The 15,490-nt window shown below is 72.3% G+C and carries 13 protein-coding genes and 1 pseudogene; 5 read left to right on the top strand and 9 right to left on the bottom strand.

Annotated features, from left to right (window positions below):
- Window positions 1-161: 161 nt before the first annotated feature.
- A complete protein-coding gene (locus OHT74_RS08310; protein WP_328619874.1) occupies window positions 162-2,252 on the top strand; it encodes a SpoIIE family protein phosphatase in 2,091 nt (696 codons plus the stop codon).
- An 18-nt stretch (window positions 2,253-2,270) separates the two neighbouring features.
- On the opposite strand, the gene OHT74_RS08305 is transcribed toward OHT74_RS08310, so the two are convergent.
- Window positions 2,271-5,069: a SpoIIE family protein phosphatase gene (locus tag OHT74_RS08305; RefSeq protein ID WP_328619873.1), complete on the bottom strand. Its 2,799-nt coding sequence runs from the start codon at window positions 5,067-5,069 to the stop codon at window positions 2,271-2,273.
- Between the two features lie 18 nt (window positions 5,070-5,087).
- On the bottom strand, window positions 5,088-6,065 hold the full coding sequence (locus OHT74_RS08300; RefSeq protein WP_266662117.1) for a GlxA family transcriptional regulator: 978 nt from the start codon (window positions 6,063-6,065) through the stop codon (window positions 5,088-5,090).
- Window positions 6,066-6,146: 81 nt separating this feature from the next.
- Between OHT74_RS08300 and OHT74_RS08295 the strand changes: the two genes are divergently transcribed.
- Window positions 6,147-6,758 carry a cysteine hydrolase family protein gene (locus tag OHT74_RS08295; RefSeq protein WP_328619872.1) on the top strand — a complete coding sequence of 204 codons (612 nt, stop codon included), beginning with the start codon at window positions 6,147-6,149 and terminating at the stop codon, window positions 6,756-6,758.
- Window positions 6,759-6,849: 91 nt separating this feature from the next.
- Here OHT74_RS08295 and OHT74_RS08290 read toward each other — a convergent pair whose 3' ends face one another.
- Entirely contained in the window at window positions 6,850-7,998 is a 1,149-nt protein-coding gene (locus OHT74_RS08290) for a glycerate kinase (RefSeq protein ID WP_266662113.1), read from the bottom strand.
- 143 nt (window positions 7,999-8,141) lie between these two features.
- On the opposite strand from OHT74_RS08290, the pseudogene OHT74_RS08285 reads away from it, so the two are divergent.
- From OHT74_RS08285 to OHT74_RS08275, 3 genes and pseudogenes are all read left to right on the top strand, one after another.
- Window positions 8,142-8,878 (top strand): annotated as a pseudogene (locus OHT74_RS08285) (BCCT family transporter).
- 35 nt (window positions 8,879-8,913) lie between these two features.
- Complete coding sequence (locus OHT74_RS08280) at window positions 8,914-9,414, top strand: NUDIX domain-containing protein (protein WP_266662107.1); 501 nt, start codon at window positions 8,914-8,916, stop codon at window positions 9,412-9,414.
- Window positions 9,415-9,449: 35 nt separating this feature from the next.
- The gene (locus OHT74_RS08275; protein WP_266997869.1) at window positions 9,450-9,878 is read left to right on the top strand and encodes a hypothetical protein; all 429 of its coding nucleotides are present in this window, start codon (window positions 9,450-9,452) and stop codon (window positions 9,876-9,878) included.
- Window positions 9,879-9,908: 30 nt separating this feature from the next.
- On the opposite strand, the gene OHT74_RS08270 is transcribed toward OHT74_RS08275, so the two are convergent.
- From OHT74_RS08270 to OHT74_RS08245, 6 genes are all read right to left on the bottom strand, one after another.
- Window positions 9,909-10,424, bottom strand: a complete 516-nt coding sequence (locus OHT74_RS08270) for a methylated-DNA--[protein]-cysteine S-methyltransferase (RefSeq protein WP_328619871.1) — start codon at window positions 10,422-10,424, stop codon at window positions 9,909-9,911.
- A gap of 15 nt (window positions 10,425-10,439) precedes the next feature.
- Window positions 10,440-11,933, bottom strand: a complete 1,494-nt coding sequence (locus tag OHT74_RS08265; protein WP_328619870.1) for an AlkA N-terminal domain-containing protein — start codon at window positions 11,931-11,933, stop codon at window positions 10,440-10,442.
- A gap of 130 nt (window positions 11,934-12,063) precedes the next feature.
- Window positions 12,064-12,888: a CDP-diacylglycerol--serine O-phosphatidyltransferase gene (pssA, locus tag OHT74_RS08260; protein ID WP_266662099.1), complete on the bottom strand. Its 825-nt coding sequence runs from the start codon at window positions 12,886-12,888 to the stop codon at window positions 12,064-12,066.
- A 34-nt stretch (window positions 12,889-12,922) separates the two neighbouring features.
- The gene (locus tag OHT74_RS08255) at window positions 12,923-13,579 is read right to left on the bottom strand and encodes a phosphatidylserine decarboxylase (RefSeq protein ID WP_030868027.1); all 657 of its coding nucleotides are present in this window, start codon (window positions 13,577-13,579) and stop codon (window positions 12,923-12,925) included.
- A 186-nt stretch (window positions 13,580-13,765) separates the two neighbouring features.
- On the bottom strand, window positions 13,766-14,971 hold the full coding sequence (locus tag OHT74_RS08250; RefSeq protein WP_030868030.1) for an acyl-CoA dehydrogenase family protein: 1,206 nt from the start codon (window positions 14,969-14,971) through the stop codon (window positions 13,766-13,768).
- A gap of 2 nt (window positions 14,972-14,973) precedes the next feature.
- The gene (locus OHT74_RS08245; RefSeq protein WP_030155134.1) at window positions 14,974-15,486 is read right to left on the bottom strand and encodes a MaoC family dehydratase; all 513 of its coding nucleotides are present in this window, start codon (window positions 15,484-15,486) and stop codon (window positions 14,974-14,976) included.
- Between the last annotated feature and the right edge of the window lie 4 nt (window positions 15,487-15,490).

The following is a 15,490-nucleotide window of genomic DNA, read 5'->3' as shown; positions in this document are numbered from 1 at the left end:
GTCCTCTTCTGGGTCACCTTCGTCCTGCCCTGGCTGTACCCGAGGCCGCGCCTGCCCGTATCCGGGGCCGCCGACCGCACCGGCCGACACAGCGCCCCGCGCCGATCGCTCGGATAGGGTGAATCGGTAGGAATCAGGCCCCCCGGGGTGAGGTCGGTGCGGTGGACACATACCAGTCGACGAGCGAGGTCCCGGATCAGCCGGGCGCGGCTGTCGGGTACGCCGGTGTGCTCCGCGAGCTGCTGCCGATGGCCCTGTGGCGGGAGGACGCCGACGGACTCATCGTCGAATGGTCCCTGGCCGCCCAGGACCTGCTCGGCCACAGCCCCGAGGACATCCTCGGCCTCCCCGGCACCTCCGTGCTCGTCCCCGAGACCAACCACGAGCTCGCCGACGACCTGACCCGGCGCGTCCAGGCGGGTGAGACGGTGGTCGGCACCCTCCCCGTACGCCACCGCGACGGGCACCGCGTCACCATGGAGATGTGGATCGTCCCCGCCATCGACCCGCAGGGCCGTACGGGCGCGATGCTGATCGCCGCGGAAACCTCCGAGGTCCTGCGCATGCGGGACTCGCTCGCCGCCCTCCAGAGCCTCTTCACCCAGTCGCCCATCGGCCTCGCCACCCTCGGTCCCGACCTCCGCTTCCTGCGCGTCAACGACGCACTGGCCCGGATGAACGGCGTCTCGGCCGCCGACCACCTCGGCAAACGGCTCACCGAGGTCGTGCCCGGCGTCAACGCCGTCGCGCTCGAGGCGACGATGCAGCAGGTCATGGACCGGGGCACCGCCGTCGTCGACGTCCGCCGTACCGGCCGCACCCCGGCCGACCCCGAGCACGACCACACCTGGTCCTGCTCGTACGCCCCGCTGCTGGACGGTTCCGGGCGCCCGCTCGGCGTGATCGCCTCCCTCATCGACATCACCGAGAGCCAGCAGGCCCAGGTCGAGGTCGAGCGGGCCCGCCGCCGCTTCGCCGTCCTCGCCGAGGCCGGCACCCGCATCGGCACCACCCTCGACCTGGACCAGACCGCCCGGGAGATCGTGCAGGTCCTCGTACCCCAGCTGGCCGACTCGGCCGACGTACAGCTGCTGGAGGCCGTCCTCGCGCCCGACGACGCTCCGGCCACCCACCAGGGCATGCTGCGCCGCATCGCGGTCGAGTTCCCCGACCCGGACGCCCCCACCGCCCGGCTGGCACCCGGCCAGACCTTCCAGATCCCGGCGGAGTCGGTCTACGAGCAGGTCATCGCCGAGGGGCGGCCCATGAACCTCTACGTGTCCGACGTGCACGCGCTGGTCCCCGACCCGCGCGCCACGGAACTGCGCGACTACCTCGCCACCCTCGGCTCCGCCCGCCTGATCCCGCTCGTGGCCCGCGGCACCGTGCTCGGCGCGGTCACCGTGACACGGTTGCGCGGCCGCGAGCCCTTCGACGAGCAGGACTGCGTGCTCCTCGACGAGGTGGTCGCCCGCGCGGCGCTCAACATCGACAACGCCCGGATGTACACCAACCAGCGGCGGGCCGCCCTGACCCTCCAGCGCAGCCTCAGCAACAGCGCCCTGCCCGAGGTCACCGGCCTCGAACTCACCGGCCGCTACCTGCCCGCCAGCGACCACGACGTCGGCGGCGACTGGTTCGACGTCATCCAGCTGCCCGGTGGCCGCACCGGCCTGGTCATCGGGGACGTCATGGGCCACGGGATCCACGCCGCCGCCGTCATGGGACAGCTGCGCACGGCCGTACGCACCCTCGCCCGCCACGACGTCTCCCCGACCCGGCTGCTGCGCTCGCTCGACGCCGCGGTCGCCGACCTCGGCGAGGACGAGATGGCGACCTGCGTCTACGCCGTCCACGACCCGGCCACGGGCGGCTGCACGATCGCCCGCGCCGGCCACCCGCCCCCGGCGGTGGTCACGGCCGGCGGGGAGGTCACCTTCCTCGACGGCCCGCCCGGCACCCCGCTGGGCACGGGCGGGCAGGAGTTCCGCACCGAGGAGGTCGCCCTGCCGCCCGGGAGCCTGCTCGTCCTCTACACCGACGGCCTCATCGAGGCCCGCGACCGCGACCTCGACCAGGGCATGGCCCAGCTGGGGCGGGCGCTGCGCGACGCCGGGCAGCCGCTGGACCGGCTGTGCGACGAGATCCTGGCGCGCCTGCTGCCGGGAGCCCCGCAGGACGACGTGGCGGTCCTGCTCGCCCGTACGGTGGCCTCCAGGCCCGCTGACCGGCCGGTGGCCCCGCGCGCGTGACGCCGGCGCCCCGGGCCGTCACCAGGCCAGGTCCTCCAGCGATTCCAGGTCCCTCACCGGCAGCGCCGGCTCCGGACCGCCGGTCAGCGGCAGCTCGGCCCAGATGACCTTGCCGCGCTCGGTGTACCGGGTGCCCCAGCGCTCGGCGTACTGCGCGACCAGGAACAGGCCGCGGCCGCCCTCGTCGGTGGTGGCCGCGTACCGCAGGTGCGGCGAGGTGCTGCTGCCGTCGGACACCTCGCAGATGAGGTTCCGGTCGCGCAGCAGCCGTACCCGGATGGGCGCGGTCCCGTACCGGATGGCGTTGGTGATCAGCTCGCTGAGGATCAGCTCGGCCGTGAACGCGATGTCCCCCAGCCCCCAGGCGGCGAGCTGCGCCGAGCCCGCGTTGCGCACCCGGGAGACCGCGGCCGGGTCGGCGGGCACCTCCCACTCCGCGATCCGTTCCGCCTCCAGCCGCCGCGTGTCGGCGATCAGCAGGGCGATGTCGTCGCTCGGGGACGGGAACAGCAGCGCGGCCAGCACGTCCGCACAGGTCTGCTCGGGGCTGCGGCCGGACTGGGAGAGCGTCTCGGCCAGCAGGTGGAGGCCGGTGTCGAAATCCCGGTCGCGGTCCTCCAGCAGGCCGTCCGTGAACAGCACGAGCCGGGTCGACTCCGGCAGCAGCAGCTCGGTGGCCTCGAAGGGCATGCCGCCCACGCCCAGCGGCAGCCCGGCGGGCAGCTCCGGGAACTCCACGCCCCCGTCGGGCCGGACCAGGGCCGGTCCGGGGTGCCCGGCGCTCGCCATCGTGCAGACCCCGGAGACCGGGTCGTAGACCGCGTACAGGCAGGTGGCGCCCGTGACACCGGCCGACTCGCCCGCGCCGTCCCCGGCGTCCTCGGCGTCCCCGGACTCGTTCTGGTCGATCCGGTGGATCAGCTCGTCCAGGTGTCCCAGCAGCTCGTCGGGCGGCATGTCCAGGGTGGAGAAGTTGTGCACGGCGGTCCGCAGCCGGCCCATCGTGGCCGCCGCGTGCACCCCGTGCCCGACGACGTCGCCGACGATCAGCGCCACACGGGCGCCGGCGAGCGGGATCACGTCGAACCAGTCCCCGCCCACCCCCGCCTTCGCGGGCAGGTACCGGAAGGCCACGTCCACCGCGCTCTGGTCCGGCAGCACCCGGGGCAGCAGGCTCCGCTGGAGGGCCACGGCCGTCGCGTGCTCGCGGGTGAAGCGGCGGGCGTTGTCGATGGAGACGGCCGCCCGCGCCCCCAGCTCCTCCGCGAACGACAGGTCCTCCTCGTCGAAGGCCTCCGGGGTGTCGGCGGCCCGCCAGAAGTTGGCCATGCCGAGGACCACGCCGCGGGCCTGCAGCGGCACCGAGATCAGCGAGTGCAGCCCGTACCCCAGCGCCTCGCGGGTGCCCGCCTCGTCCTGAGCCCGCCAGCCCATCGCCGCGTTCAGATCGGCCGCGAGCACCGCGTGCCCGGCGTCCAGGGCCGCCGCCATCGGAGCGGTGGGCACCTCGAAGCGGATGATGTCGCCGACGTGCTGCAGGGGATGGCCGGTGCGCACCCCGCTCATCGCCGCCCTGCGCATCTGCGAGTACATGCCGGTGGCCGGCGAGGGCTCCTCGCCCTTCAGCACCGGCTCCAGCAGCTCCACCGTGACGAAGTCCGCGAACCGGGGCACGGCCACCTCCGACAGCTCCTCGGCGGTCCGCACCACGTCCAGCGTGGTCCCGATCCGCACCCCCGCGTCGTAGAGCAGCTGGAGCCGCTCCCGGGCCACCTCGGCGCGGCCGGAGAGCGCGGCGAGCTCCGTGGTGTCGCGCAGGGTCATGACGCTGCCGGACGGGTGCCCTCCGTACGGCTTGGTCGGGCGGACGTTGACGGCGAGGAGCCGGTCGCCCGCCAGGTGCACCTCGTCCGTCGCGACCCGCCCGGACACCAGCAGCGAGGTGGTGCGCGGGTCGAGCCCCAGCTCGCCCACATGGCGCTGCTCGGCGTCGGGCGGCAGGTTCAGCAGCCGCCGGGCCTCGTCGTTGGCGAGCAGCAGCCGCTCGTCGGCGCCGATGATCAGGACGCCCTCGCGGACCGCGTGCAGGACCGCCTCGTGGTGCTCGTTGATCCGGGCCATCTCGGCCTCGCCCAGGCCCCGGGTCTGGCGCCGCAGCCGCCGGCTGACCAGGGCGGCGCCGCCCGTGCCGAGCAGCAGTGCGCCGGCCGCGGCGCCGAGCAGCAGCGGCAGCTGGCCCTCGACCACGTCGGAGACCTTGGCGACCTCGATGCCGGTGCCGACCAGGCCGACGACCGCCCCGCTCGCGTCCCGTACGGGGACCACGGCGCGGACCGCATCGCTCGGCGACCCCTTGAACACCTCGGTGAACGACTGCCCGCCGACGGCCCGCGAGAGGTCGCCGGTGGCCCGTTTGCCGATCAGCTCCGGCAGGGGGTCGGTGTAGCGGACCCCGTCGGGCGTCATCACGGCGATGAAGTCGACGCCCGAGGCCCGCCGGGCGCCCTCGGCCAGGGGTTGCAGTTCGGCCGTCGGGTTCGGCGTCTTCAGGGCTTCGGGGAGGCCGGGGGCGTGCGCGAAGGCTTCCGCGGCCGCGAGGGAGCGGTGGCGCGCATCGCGCTCGGTGTCGTACCGCTCCTGGAACACGAGGGCCAGCGAGGCGGCCGCGATCAGCAGCACCACGATGACCGCCTGGAGCGCGAAGACCTGACCGGCGACACTGCGGGCGCCCAGGGAGAGGCGCGGCGGCAGGCCCGGGTCGCGCCCGGCCGGCTGCCCGGGCGGGGATCCCCTGGGTCGACCCAAACGTCCGGTCATGAGCCATTTCTAACACTGTCACCGGGATTTGGGCGGGGCTGCTGGTGTGGCGATCGCCGCACTGCGGTACGCACGGGGGCCGAGGCCCACGTACGAGGTGAAGTGCTGGCGGAACGTGACCTCGCTGGCGAAGCCCGCGCGCCGGGCCACTTCCGGAACCGGATGGTCCGTGCGCTCCAGGAGCTTGCGGGCCTCGTCCAGGCGGTGGCCGAGGAGCCAGCGGTGCGGGGTGGTCCCGGTGGCGGCGACGAAATGGCGGGCGAAGGAGCGCGGCGACATGCCCGCCCATCGGGCCAGCGTGGCCACGGACAGCGGCTCGTGCAGATGGCGCAGGGCCCGCTCCCGTACGGCCGCCAGGGCCTCGGCGGTCCGGTCCGCCGCCGGGGTGGGCCGGTCCAGGTACTGGGCGTGGCCGCCGGTCCGGAACGGGCCCGTCACCATGGACCGGGCGATGGCGGCGGCGGCCTCCGCGCCGTGGGCCTCCCGTACGAGGTGCAGGCAGAGGTCGATGCCGGAGGCCACCCCCGCGGAGGTCCACAGCCCGCCGTCCTCCACGTACAGCGGGGCGTCCTCGACCAGCACGGAGGGATGGCGCGCGGCGAGCTGCGGAGCCAGCCACCAGTGCGTCACGGCCCGGCGGCCCGCCAGCAGGCCCGCCTCCGCGAGGATGAACGCCCCCGCGCACAGTGCGGCGACCGGCACGCCCCGGGCGTGCGCGTCCCGCAGGGCGGCGAGGACCGGCTCGGGTGTCGGGGCGGCGGGCTCGGCCAGCGCCGGCACGACGACGAGATCGGCCTCGGCGAGCCAGTCGAGCCGCCGGTCGGGTGCCAGGGTGAGCCCGCCGGGCAGCGCGATCGGCTCGGTGTCCACGGCGCACCGGCGCAGCTCGAAGCGGGGGACGCCGAGGTGGCTGCGGTCGGGGCCCCAGACCTCCGTGATGACGGCGAGGTCGAAGCTGCGGATGCCGGGCTGGACGACGACGGCTACACGATGCATGCTGCCATTCTGGCAGGATCCCATCGTTTCGGGTCCCGGTTGCCGCTGTCGACACACCGTCCGGCGGAAGATCATGAAGCCATGACGAAGAACGAGATCGCACTCGCCCCGAACGCAGCCCTGCTGGTCATCGACGTGCAGAAGGGCTTCGACGACGCCTCCTACTGGGGCCCCCGCAACAACCCCGCCGCCGAGGCCAACATCGCCGCCCTGATGAACGCCTGGCAGGAGTCCGGCCGCCCCGTGGTGCTCGTCCAGCACGCCTCGCGGGCCGCCGGCTCGGTCCTGGCCGCCGACCGGCCCGGCCACGCCTTCAAGGACTTCGTGGCCGACCGGGCGGGGCAGGAGTCCCTGCTGGTCACCAAGACCGTGAACTCCTCCTTCTACGGCACCCCGGACCTGGCCGCATGGCTCACCGCCCAGGGCATCGGCCAGCTCGTGGTCTCCGGGATCCAGACCAACATGTGCGTCGAGACCACAGCACGGATGGCCGGGAACCTGGGCTACGACGTGCTCGTCCCGCTCGACGCCACCCACACCTTCGACCTCGAGGGCCCGGACGGGCTCCGGCTGACGGCCGACCAGCTGGCCACCGCCACCGCCGTCAACCTCCAGGGCGGCGGCTTCGCCCGCGTGGTGACCACCGCTCAGCTGCTCGCCGCCTCCGGGGCGCCGGCCCGGCTCACCGCGTAGCAGCGGCGCCGGCCGCAAACGCCGAGGCCCGGCACCCCCACTCGGGGGGCGCCGGGCCTCAACCGGCCGGTGCCGGCCCGCTCGCGGCGGATCAGAGAACGTCGGCGGCGATGTGGGCCGCAACCCGCTCCAGCAGGGGACCCGCGTTCGGGATGGACTTGGCCGGGTCGGGCTCCAGGTCCGTCAGCGGGTACGCCTTGCGGATGCCGGCCGCCTCCAGGGCCTCCTGGCCCAGCAGCAGCCGCCCGCACACCGCCACGACGGGCTTGCCCGCCGCGCGCGCCGCCGCCGCGACACCGGCCGGGGCCTTGCCGTGCAGCGTCTGCTCGTCCAGCGAGCCCTCACCGGTGATCACCAGCGTCGCCCGCTCCAGCGCCGGGGCGAACCCCAGCACCTCCAGCATCAGCTCGATACCGGGCCGGAACGACGCGCCGAGCAGCAGCGCCCCGTACCCGATGCCGCCCGCGCCACCCGCACCCGGCGCGGCGGCCAGCCGGCCGGCCTTCTCGCCGATCGACTTCTCCAGCACCACCGCGAAGTGCGCCAGCGCCGCGTCCAGCGTCGCCACGTCCTGCGGCGACGCCCCCTTCTGCGGGCCGTAGACCGCAGGCGCGCCCTTCGGGCCCGTCAGCGGGTTGTCCACGTCGCTGGCCAGGACGAGGTCGACCTCCGCGAAGCGCGGGTCGATCCCGGACAGGTCGGCGGACGCCAGCTCCGCGAGCGCGCCGCCGCCCGGACCGACCGGTTCACCGTTCGCGTCCAGGAACACCGCACCCAGCGCGGCCAGCATGCCCGCACCGCCGTCGGTGGTGGCGCTGCCGCCCACGCCGAACACGATCGAGCGCGCCCCCGCGTCCAGCGCGGCCTTCAGCAGCTCGCCCGAGCCGTACGTGGTCGCCGTCAGCGGGGCGAACACACCCGCCGGCAGCAGCTGCAGCCCGGAGGCCTCCGCCATCTCGACCACGGCGGTGCCGTCACGCAGCGCGAAAGCTGCCGTGACCTGCTCGCCGAGCGGTCCGGTGACCCGTACCTCCCGGCGTTCGAACCCGGCCGCCACGGCGGCCGCGACCGTGCCGTCGCCGCCGTCCGCGACGGGGAGGGTCTCGATCTCCACGCCCGGTACGGCCTTGCGAAGGCCCGCCGTCACCCGCTCCGCGACCTGAACGGCCGTGAGCGAGCCCTTGAATTTGTCCGCGGCGATGAGCACGCGCGCGGTCTCAGTTACTGCTCCGTCCGTCACCTTGCTAATCCCTTGCTATCGAACAGTGCAGTCGCGCCCCCATGAGCCTATCCGGAGGATCCTCCTATGCCCATGCGTGGCCTGGGTCACGTCCGGCGCGCCATGCCCCTAAATACGGATATACGCCTGCATAGTGTGGCCGCATGAGCGCGGAATCGCTGGAAGACGCACGTCCGGAGGGTCCGGACCCCGAACCGGACCGCGCCGTCGTCACCATCGGGGTGATCACCGTGCTGGCCGATTTCGCCTGGTTGTTCGTGATCGCCGCCGACGTCTTCCTCGTCATGTGCGTCGTCCTCGCGATCAGCCGGTTCGGCCGGATCCGGCTCGGCGCCGACGACTCCGAACCCGAGTTCACGAACCTCGCGTGGATCGCGATGATGTTCAGCGCTCAGTGCCGCCTTCGTCCCGCTGATGGGGGAGGAGCGAGCAGGCGGCCGGCCCGGCAAGGCCGTCGACCTGCTCGCCGTCTTCGCGACCGTCTTCGGGACGGCGACCAGCCTCGGCCTCGGGGCGCTCCAGGTCGCCGAAGGTCTCCACCGGCGCCTTCACCGACAGCACCTGGCTCGGCGCGTGGACGATCTTCTACTGGGCAGGCGGCCTCAAATCCCTGCAGACCGCCACCATCCTGGTCGCGCTGCCCTTCGTGATCGTCATGCTGCTGCTCTGCTGGGCCCTGGTGAAGGAGCTCCGCGAGGACCCCGGAGCGGGTCCCGCCCGCCACCACGCCCTGCACGGGATGCGGGACGCGGTCACGGCCATGGTCGGCGACGCCCTCACCGACCATGGCCCGGCCCGCCACCCCGGCCTGCGCCGCGTCGCCGAATCCCCCCGCTGCGACCGCGACGACCCACCCGCCCCCAACACCCCGGACGCGTGATCCCGCCCGGTGGGGCCGCTGGGTAGGGTTACGGCGTGACCACCACGGATGACTACGCCACGTACATCGCGAGCCTGCCCCGGGTGCTGGCCGGCGCCGCCGCCCTCTACCGGGACGCCGAGGGCCGGGTGCTGCTCGTCGAGCCCAACTACCGTGAGGGCTGGGCCCTGCCGGGCGGCACCATCGAGTCGGACCAGGACGAGTCCCCGCGCACGGCCGCCCGCCGCGAGAGCGCCGAGGAGATCGGCCTCGACCTGCCGCTCGGCCGGCTGCTCGCCGTCGACTGGACGCTCGGCGAGGGCCGCCCGCCGCTGGTCGCGTACCTCTATGACGGCGGCGTGCTCGACGAGGCGCAGCTCGCCTCGATCAAGCTCCAGGAGGAGGAACTGCTCTCCTGGCGACTGGTCGAGCCCGCCGAACTCACCACGTACCTCCCCGGATCGCTCGGCCGGCGCACCCGAGAGGCCTACCGGGTCCTCGAGTCCGGCGAGGGCGCCGCGGAGCTGGAGAACGGCACGCGCCCGGTCTCCTCGTGACACCGGGCTTACTTCGAGCAGGACAGAATCATCTGATGATCACGATGTACGCCTGGCCCAGCACCGCCGACGGGCCCGACGCCCTGCCCATGGTCCACTTCACCACCGAAGAGCAGGCGGGCGGCGAGGTCACCGCCGAGGGAACGCCGGTGTGGCTGTTCGACACCGCGATACGCGAGGGCGGCTGGGCCCAGTTCACCGATTTCGAGGGCTGGTCCGTCCCCGCCGCCGGCTGGCAGGCCTTCTACCGCCGCGAGGACGACCTCCTTGCCGTGACCGGCCCCGGCGCCTGCGAGGGCTGGTACCAGGGCAACCTCGGCGCCGACGCCGACTGGGTGGCGGCAGCCACCGCCCAGCAGAGCGTGGTCCTGCTCGCCGCCCCCGTCCAGCACCCCTCGCTCTTCGGCTACGCGGTGGAGGCGGGCGCCGCGTTCGCCCTGCTCGTCCCGCTCGCGCTGGTCTGACGCGCTCCGGTCCGACTCACGCCGGTCCTATCAAAGAGTGGCCTCGCCGGCCTCGAAGGCCAGCAGCCGCACCTTGCGCTCGACGCCGCCCCCGTAGCCGGTCATGCTGCCCGAGGCGCCGATCACCCGGTGGCACGGCACGATGATGCTGACCGGGTTCTTCCCGTTGGCCAGGCCCACCGCGCGCGAGGCGTTCGGCTTGCCGAGCTTGGCCGCGAGCTCCCCGTACGACCAGGTCTCGCCGTACGGGATCCGTACGAGCTGGTCCCACACGCTGCGCTGGAACGCGGTGCCCTCCAGTCTGACGGGCACGTCGAACTCGGTGAGTTCCCCGGCGAAGTACGCGGCCAGCTGCCGCACGACCTCGGGGAACGGTTCCTCCGTCGCGGCGACCCGCTCCCCGAAGGACTCCTCGGCGGGCCGGTGCCGCTGCCCGGTCATGTACAGGCCGCTGAGGACGCCGTCCGTGGCGACCAGGGTGAGCCGGCCGTAGGGGCTCTCGACGACGGTGTGCTGCCTGGTGCTCATGGTGTTCGTGGTGCTCATGACGGGATGCACTCCTCAGACGGGCAGGTGGTTGACGGGGTGGGCGTCGGTGGCCCACAGGTACTGCACGGCGTACGCGCGCCAGGGCCGCCAGCCGGCCGCCCGGGCAGTGAGCGCCACGGGGGTGGACGGCAGCCCGAGCTCCTTCGCGGCCCGCCGGACCCCGAGGTCGGACGGCAGGAAGGCGTCGGGATCGCCCAGCGCCCGCATCGCGATCACCTCGGTGGTCCACGGGCCGAACCCGGGCATCGCGGTCAGCTGCGCGCGGGCCGCCTCCCAGTCGCTGTCGATGCCGAGCGGGAGCGAGCCGTCGGCCAGCGCGCCGACGAGGGTCGTGAGGGTGGTGCGCCGGCTCGCCGGGAGGGCCAGGGCCTCCGGGTCCAGGGCGGCCAGCGCCTGCGGCGACGGGAACAGGTGGGTCAGCCCGCCCTCGGGATGGGGGTCGGCCACCGGTTCCCCGTACGAGGTGACCAGCCGGGCGGCGTGCGTACGGGCCGCCGCGGTGGACACCTGCTGGCCGAGCACCGCCCGTACGGCGAACTCCGCCGCGTCGACCGTCCTGGGCACCCGGCGCCCCGGGGCCTTGTCCACGAGCGGGGCCAGCAGCGGGTCGGAGCGCAGCTGCTCGTCGACCGCCTCGGGGTCGGCGTCGAGGTCGAGCATCCAGCGGCAGCGGCTGATGGCGATGGTGAGGTCGCGCAGGTCGGTGAGGGCGAGCTGGCAGCCGATGTGGTCGGGCTGCGGGGTCAGTGCGACGACCCCGGTGCCGTACGGGAGCCGCAGCGTCCGGCGGTACGCGCCGGACCGCCACTCCTCGACGCCGGGGACGGCGGTCGCGGCGAGGTGGCCGAAGAGGTTGTCGGGGTTGAGTGGAGCCCGGAACGGCAGGCGCAGGCTGATGGTCCCGGGGACCCTCGGGCCGGCCGGTGTCGCTGCGCGGCTCGCCTTCCCGGCCCGCAGGCGCAGCTCGCCGGGGGCGAGGGCGAAGACCTCGCGGACGGTCTCGTTGAAGGTCCGGATGGAGGAGAACCCGGCGGCGAAGGCGACGTCGCCCATGGGCAGCTCGGAGGTCTCGATGAGCAGCCGGGCGGTCTGGGCGCGCTGCGCCCGGGCGAGGGCGAGGGGCCCGGCGCCGAGCTCGGCGTTCAGCTGCCGCTCGACCTGGCGGGTCGAGTACCCCAGCCGTGCCGCGAGCCCGGGGACGCCCTCGCGGTCCACGACGCCGTCCCGGATGAGCCGCATCGCCCGGGCGACGGCGTCGGCGCGGGCGTTCCACTCGGGGGAGCCGGGGGAGGTGTCGGGCCGGCACCGCTTGCAGGCCCGGAAGCCGGCCTGCTGGCAGGCGGCCGCGCTGGGCAGGAAGGTCATGTTCTCGACCTTGGGCGGCACCGCGGGACAGCTGGGGCGGCAGTAGATCCCGGTGGTCCGCACGGCGGTGAAGAACCACCCGTCGAAGCGGGCGTCCTTCGACTGCACGGCCCTGACGCAGCGCTCGGTGTCGGTGTACATGGCTCCAGGATCCCGGCCCGGCCCCCGCGGGGCTGGCGATTTTCCGACATCAAGCGTAGCCGCCGGCGCATGCGAAAGCCCCCGGCGCCTGACGGCGGCCGGGGGCCTCGTACCACTGCGGTGCTCCGGGTTACGGGAGCTGTGACGCCGCTCGCGCCTCTCGGCGGTTGTGGCGGAACGTGTTCGCGCGACGGGTCGTCGCGAACAGCGGGATGGTCGCCGCCATGGCGATCTGCAGCGCGCAACCCGCCTGGAGCAGCATCTGACCGCCCGGGGCGTCGAACGCCCAGGCCGCCAGCAGGCCCATGGCCCCGATGATCCAGCTCAGCATCGCCACCGCGAGGACACCCCGCGGCTTCGGGTACTCGACTCGGCTCACCATCAGCCAGGCCACCCCGATGATCGCCAGCAGCGTCGGGACGAACGGCAGCTCCAGCAGCACGATCGAGACGACCGTCAGCGCGCCGAAGGGGCTCGGCATGCCCTGGAACATGCCGTCCTTCATCGTCACGCAGCTGAATCTCGCGAGTCTGAGCACCACGGCCAGCAGCACCACGATCGCGGCCAGCGCCGACATCTTCTGCACGGCGTCGTCGGCGACCATGCCGTACACGAGCACGAAGTACGCGGGAGCCAGGCCGAAGCTGATCAGGTCGGACAGGTTGTCCAGCTCGGCGCCCATCGGCGAGCTGCGCAGCTTGCGGGCCACGATGCCGTCGAAGAGGTCGAAGACCGCGGCGAGCAGCATCAGTATCACTGCCGTCGCGGCGCTGTTACGGGCCATGCCCGACTCGCCGCTGCCGGTGAGGTGCGGGATGAGGATCCCGGTGGTGGTGAAGTACACCGCCATGAATCCGCACGTCGCGTTGCCGAGGGTGAGGGTGTCCGCTATCGACAGCCGCAGCGAGAGCGGCATGTCGTCCTCGGCGGATTCCTCCTCCGCGGCCTCGGGCACCCACCCACCCGACGGTGTGGTGGGAGTCTCAGGGTCAGTCACGGTCAATTCGGGTCACCCCCGCGGTGGTGGCCTGACCGACCTCGACCGCGACCTCGACACCCTCGGGGAGGTAGATGTCGACGCGGGAGCCGAAGCGGATCAGACCGATGCGTTCGCCCTGCTCCACCTTGGTACCGGCCGGCAGGTACGGGACGATGCGGCGTGCGACGGCGCCGGCGATCTGCACCATCTCGATGTCGCCGAGCTCGGTGTCGAAGTGCCAGACAACGCGCTCGTTGTTCTCGCTCTCCTTGTTGAACGCCGGGACGAACCCGCCGGGGATGTGCTCCACGGACGTCACCGTGCCCGCGAGGGGCGCGCGGTTGACGTGGACGTTCAGCGGGCTCATGAAGATCGCGACCCGGGTCCGTCCGTCCTTCCACGGCATGATGCTCTGCACCACACCGTCGGCGGGCGAGATGACCCGGCCCTGCGTGATCTCACGCTCGGGGTCGCGGAAGAACCACAGCATGCCCGCCGCGAGAGCGGTGGTGGGCACGGCCACTGCCGCCCAGCGCCCGGACTTGCGGGCCCGGGTGAGGCTGAGCGCAGCGGTGGCGACGGTCGGCAGAAGCCACGGCGATGCTCCGCGTGCGAGACGTCCACCGAGGATGCCGACGCGAGGTGCAGAGGTTTGGCTGTGGGGCATGGATGACCTTCGTAGCGGGTGATTGCCGCGCCGCAAACAGGGGGACGGGACGGCGGCTTTACTGGAATGCTATCGGTTGCACGCAACAACTGGGCAAGCCAGAAGCCGAGTCGATGGCCGCAGGCCAGTGACTGCCAGTGATTCTTTTGCGACGAACCCATGGAGGATCCGCCGCAAAAGGGACTTTCAGCCCTGGAGTCGGTACTCCTCGAGAAGGCGCCGACCGATGATCATTTTCTGGATCTCGGCGGTACCTTCACCGATCAGCAGCATCGGTGCCTCGCGGTAGAGGCGCTCGATCTCGTACTCCTTCGAGAATCCGTAGCCGCCATGGATACGGAAGGCGTCCTCCACCACCTCCTTGCAGTATTCGGAGGCGAGGTACTTCGCCATCCCTGCTTCGAGGTCGTTTCGTTCCCCGGAGTCCTTTTTGCGTGCTGCATTCACCATCATCGCATGGGCGGCCTCGACCTTGGTAGCCATCTCGGCCAGCTTGAACTGGATGGCCTGGTGCTCGGCGATCGCCTTGCCGAAAGTGTGACGTTGCTGGGCATACGAGACACCCAGCTCGAACGCACGCTGAGCGACACCGCAGCCACGCGCCGCCACGTTGACGCGGCCGACCTCGACGCCGTCCATCATTTGGTAAAACCCTCGGCCCGTCTGGCCTCCGAGGACCCGATTGGCCGGAATGCGCAGTCCGTCCATGATGAGCTCGGTCGTGTCGACGCCCTTGTAGCCCATCTTGTCGATCTTGCCCGGGATGGTCAGGCCGGGACGGACCTCACCGAAGCCGGGCTCCTTCTCGACGAGGAAGGTCGTCATCGACTTGTGCGGGGCCGTGCCCTCGGGGTGGCCTTCGTCACTTCGCACGAGGACCGCCACCAGCGTGGAGCTGCCGCCGTTCGTCAGCCACATCTTCTGGCCGTTCAGGACGTACTCGTCGCCGTCCTTGACCGCCTTGGACGTGATGGCCGACACGTCGGAGCCCAGCCCCGGCTCGGACATCGAGAACGCGCCGCGCACCTCTCCCAGCGCCATGCGGGGCAGGAAGTGGTCCTTCTGCTCCTGCGTGCCGTGCTGCTTGAGCATGTACGCCACGATGAAGTGCGTGTTGATGATGCCCGAGACGGACATCCAGCCCCGCGCTATCTCCTCGACGCACAGTGCGTAGGTGAGCAGCGACTCACCCAGGCCGCCGTACTCCTCGGGGATCATCAGCCCGAAGAGGCCGAGCTCCTTGAGGCCGTCGACGATCTGCTGCGGGTACTCGTCACGGTGTTCGAGCTCGGTCGCGACCGGGATGATCTCCTTGTCGACGAACTCCCGGACGGTCTTGAGGATCTCCCGCTGGACGTCGGTGAGCCCGGCGGTCTGGGCGAGTCGGGCCATGGCTACTTCCCCTGTTCCTTCAGCTGCGGGCGGCCGGGCTGCTCGCCGCCGCGCTCCTTGATGTACGTCTCGGTCGGGACCATCACCTTGCGCCGGAAGACGCAGACGAGGGTGCCGTCCTGCTTGTAGCCCTTGGTCTCCACGTAGACGATGCCGCGGTCGTTCTTCGACTTCGACGGGGTCTTGTCGAGGACCGTGGTCTCGCCGTAGATGGTGTCGCCGTGGAAGGTCGGCGCCACGTGCCGCAGGGACTCGATCTCCAGGTTGGCGATGGCCTTCCCGGAGACGTCCGGCACGGACATGCCCAGCAGCAGCGAGTAGATGTAGTTGCCCACGACCACGTTCTTGCCGAAGTCGGTCGTGTTCTCCGCGTAATTGCTGTCCATGTGGAGCGGGTGGTGGTTCATGGTCAGCAGGCAGAAGAGGTGGTCGTCGTACTCGGTGACCGTCTTTCCGGGCCAGTGCTTGTAGACCGCCCCGACCTCGAACTCTTCGTAAGTGCGTCCGAACTGCATCGGG

The organism is Streptomyces sp. NBC_00354, assembly GCF_036106915.1.
Lineage (GTDB): Bacteria > Actinomycetota > Actinomycetes > Streptomycetales > Streptomycetaceae > Streptomyces.
Note: the sequence above shows the minus strand (reverse complement) of the source record. Positions and strands in the feature narration are given on the sequence as shown.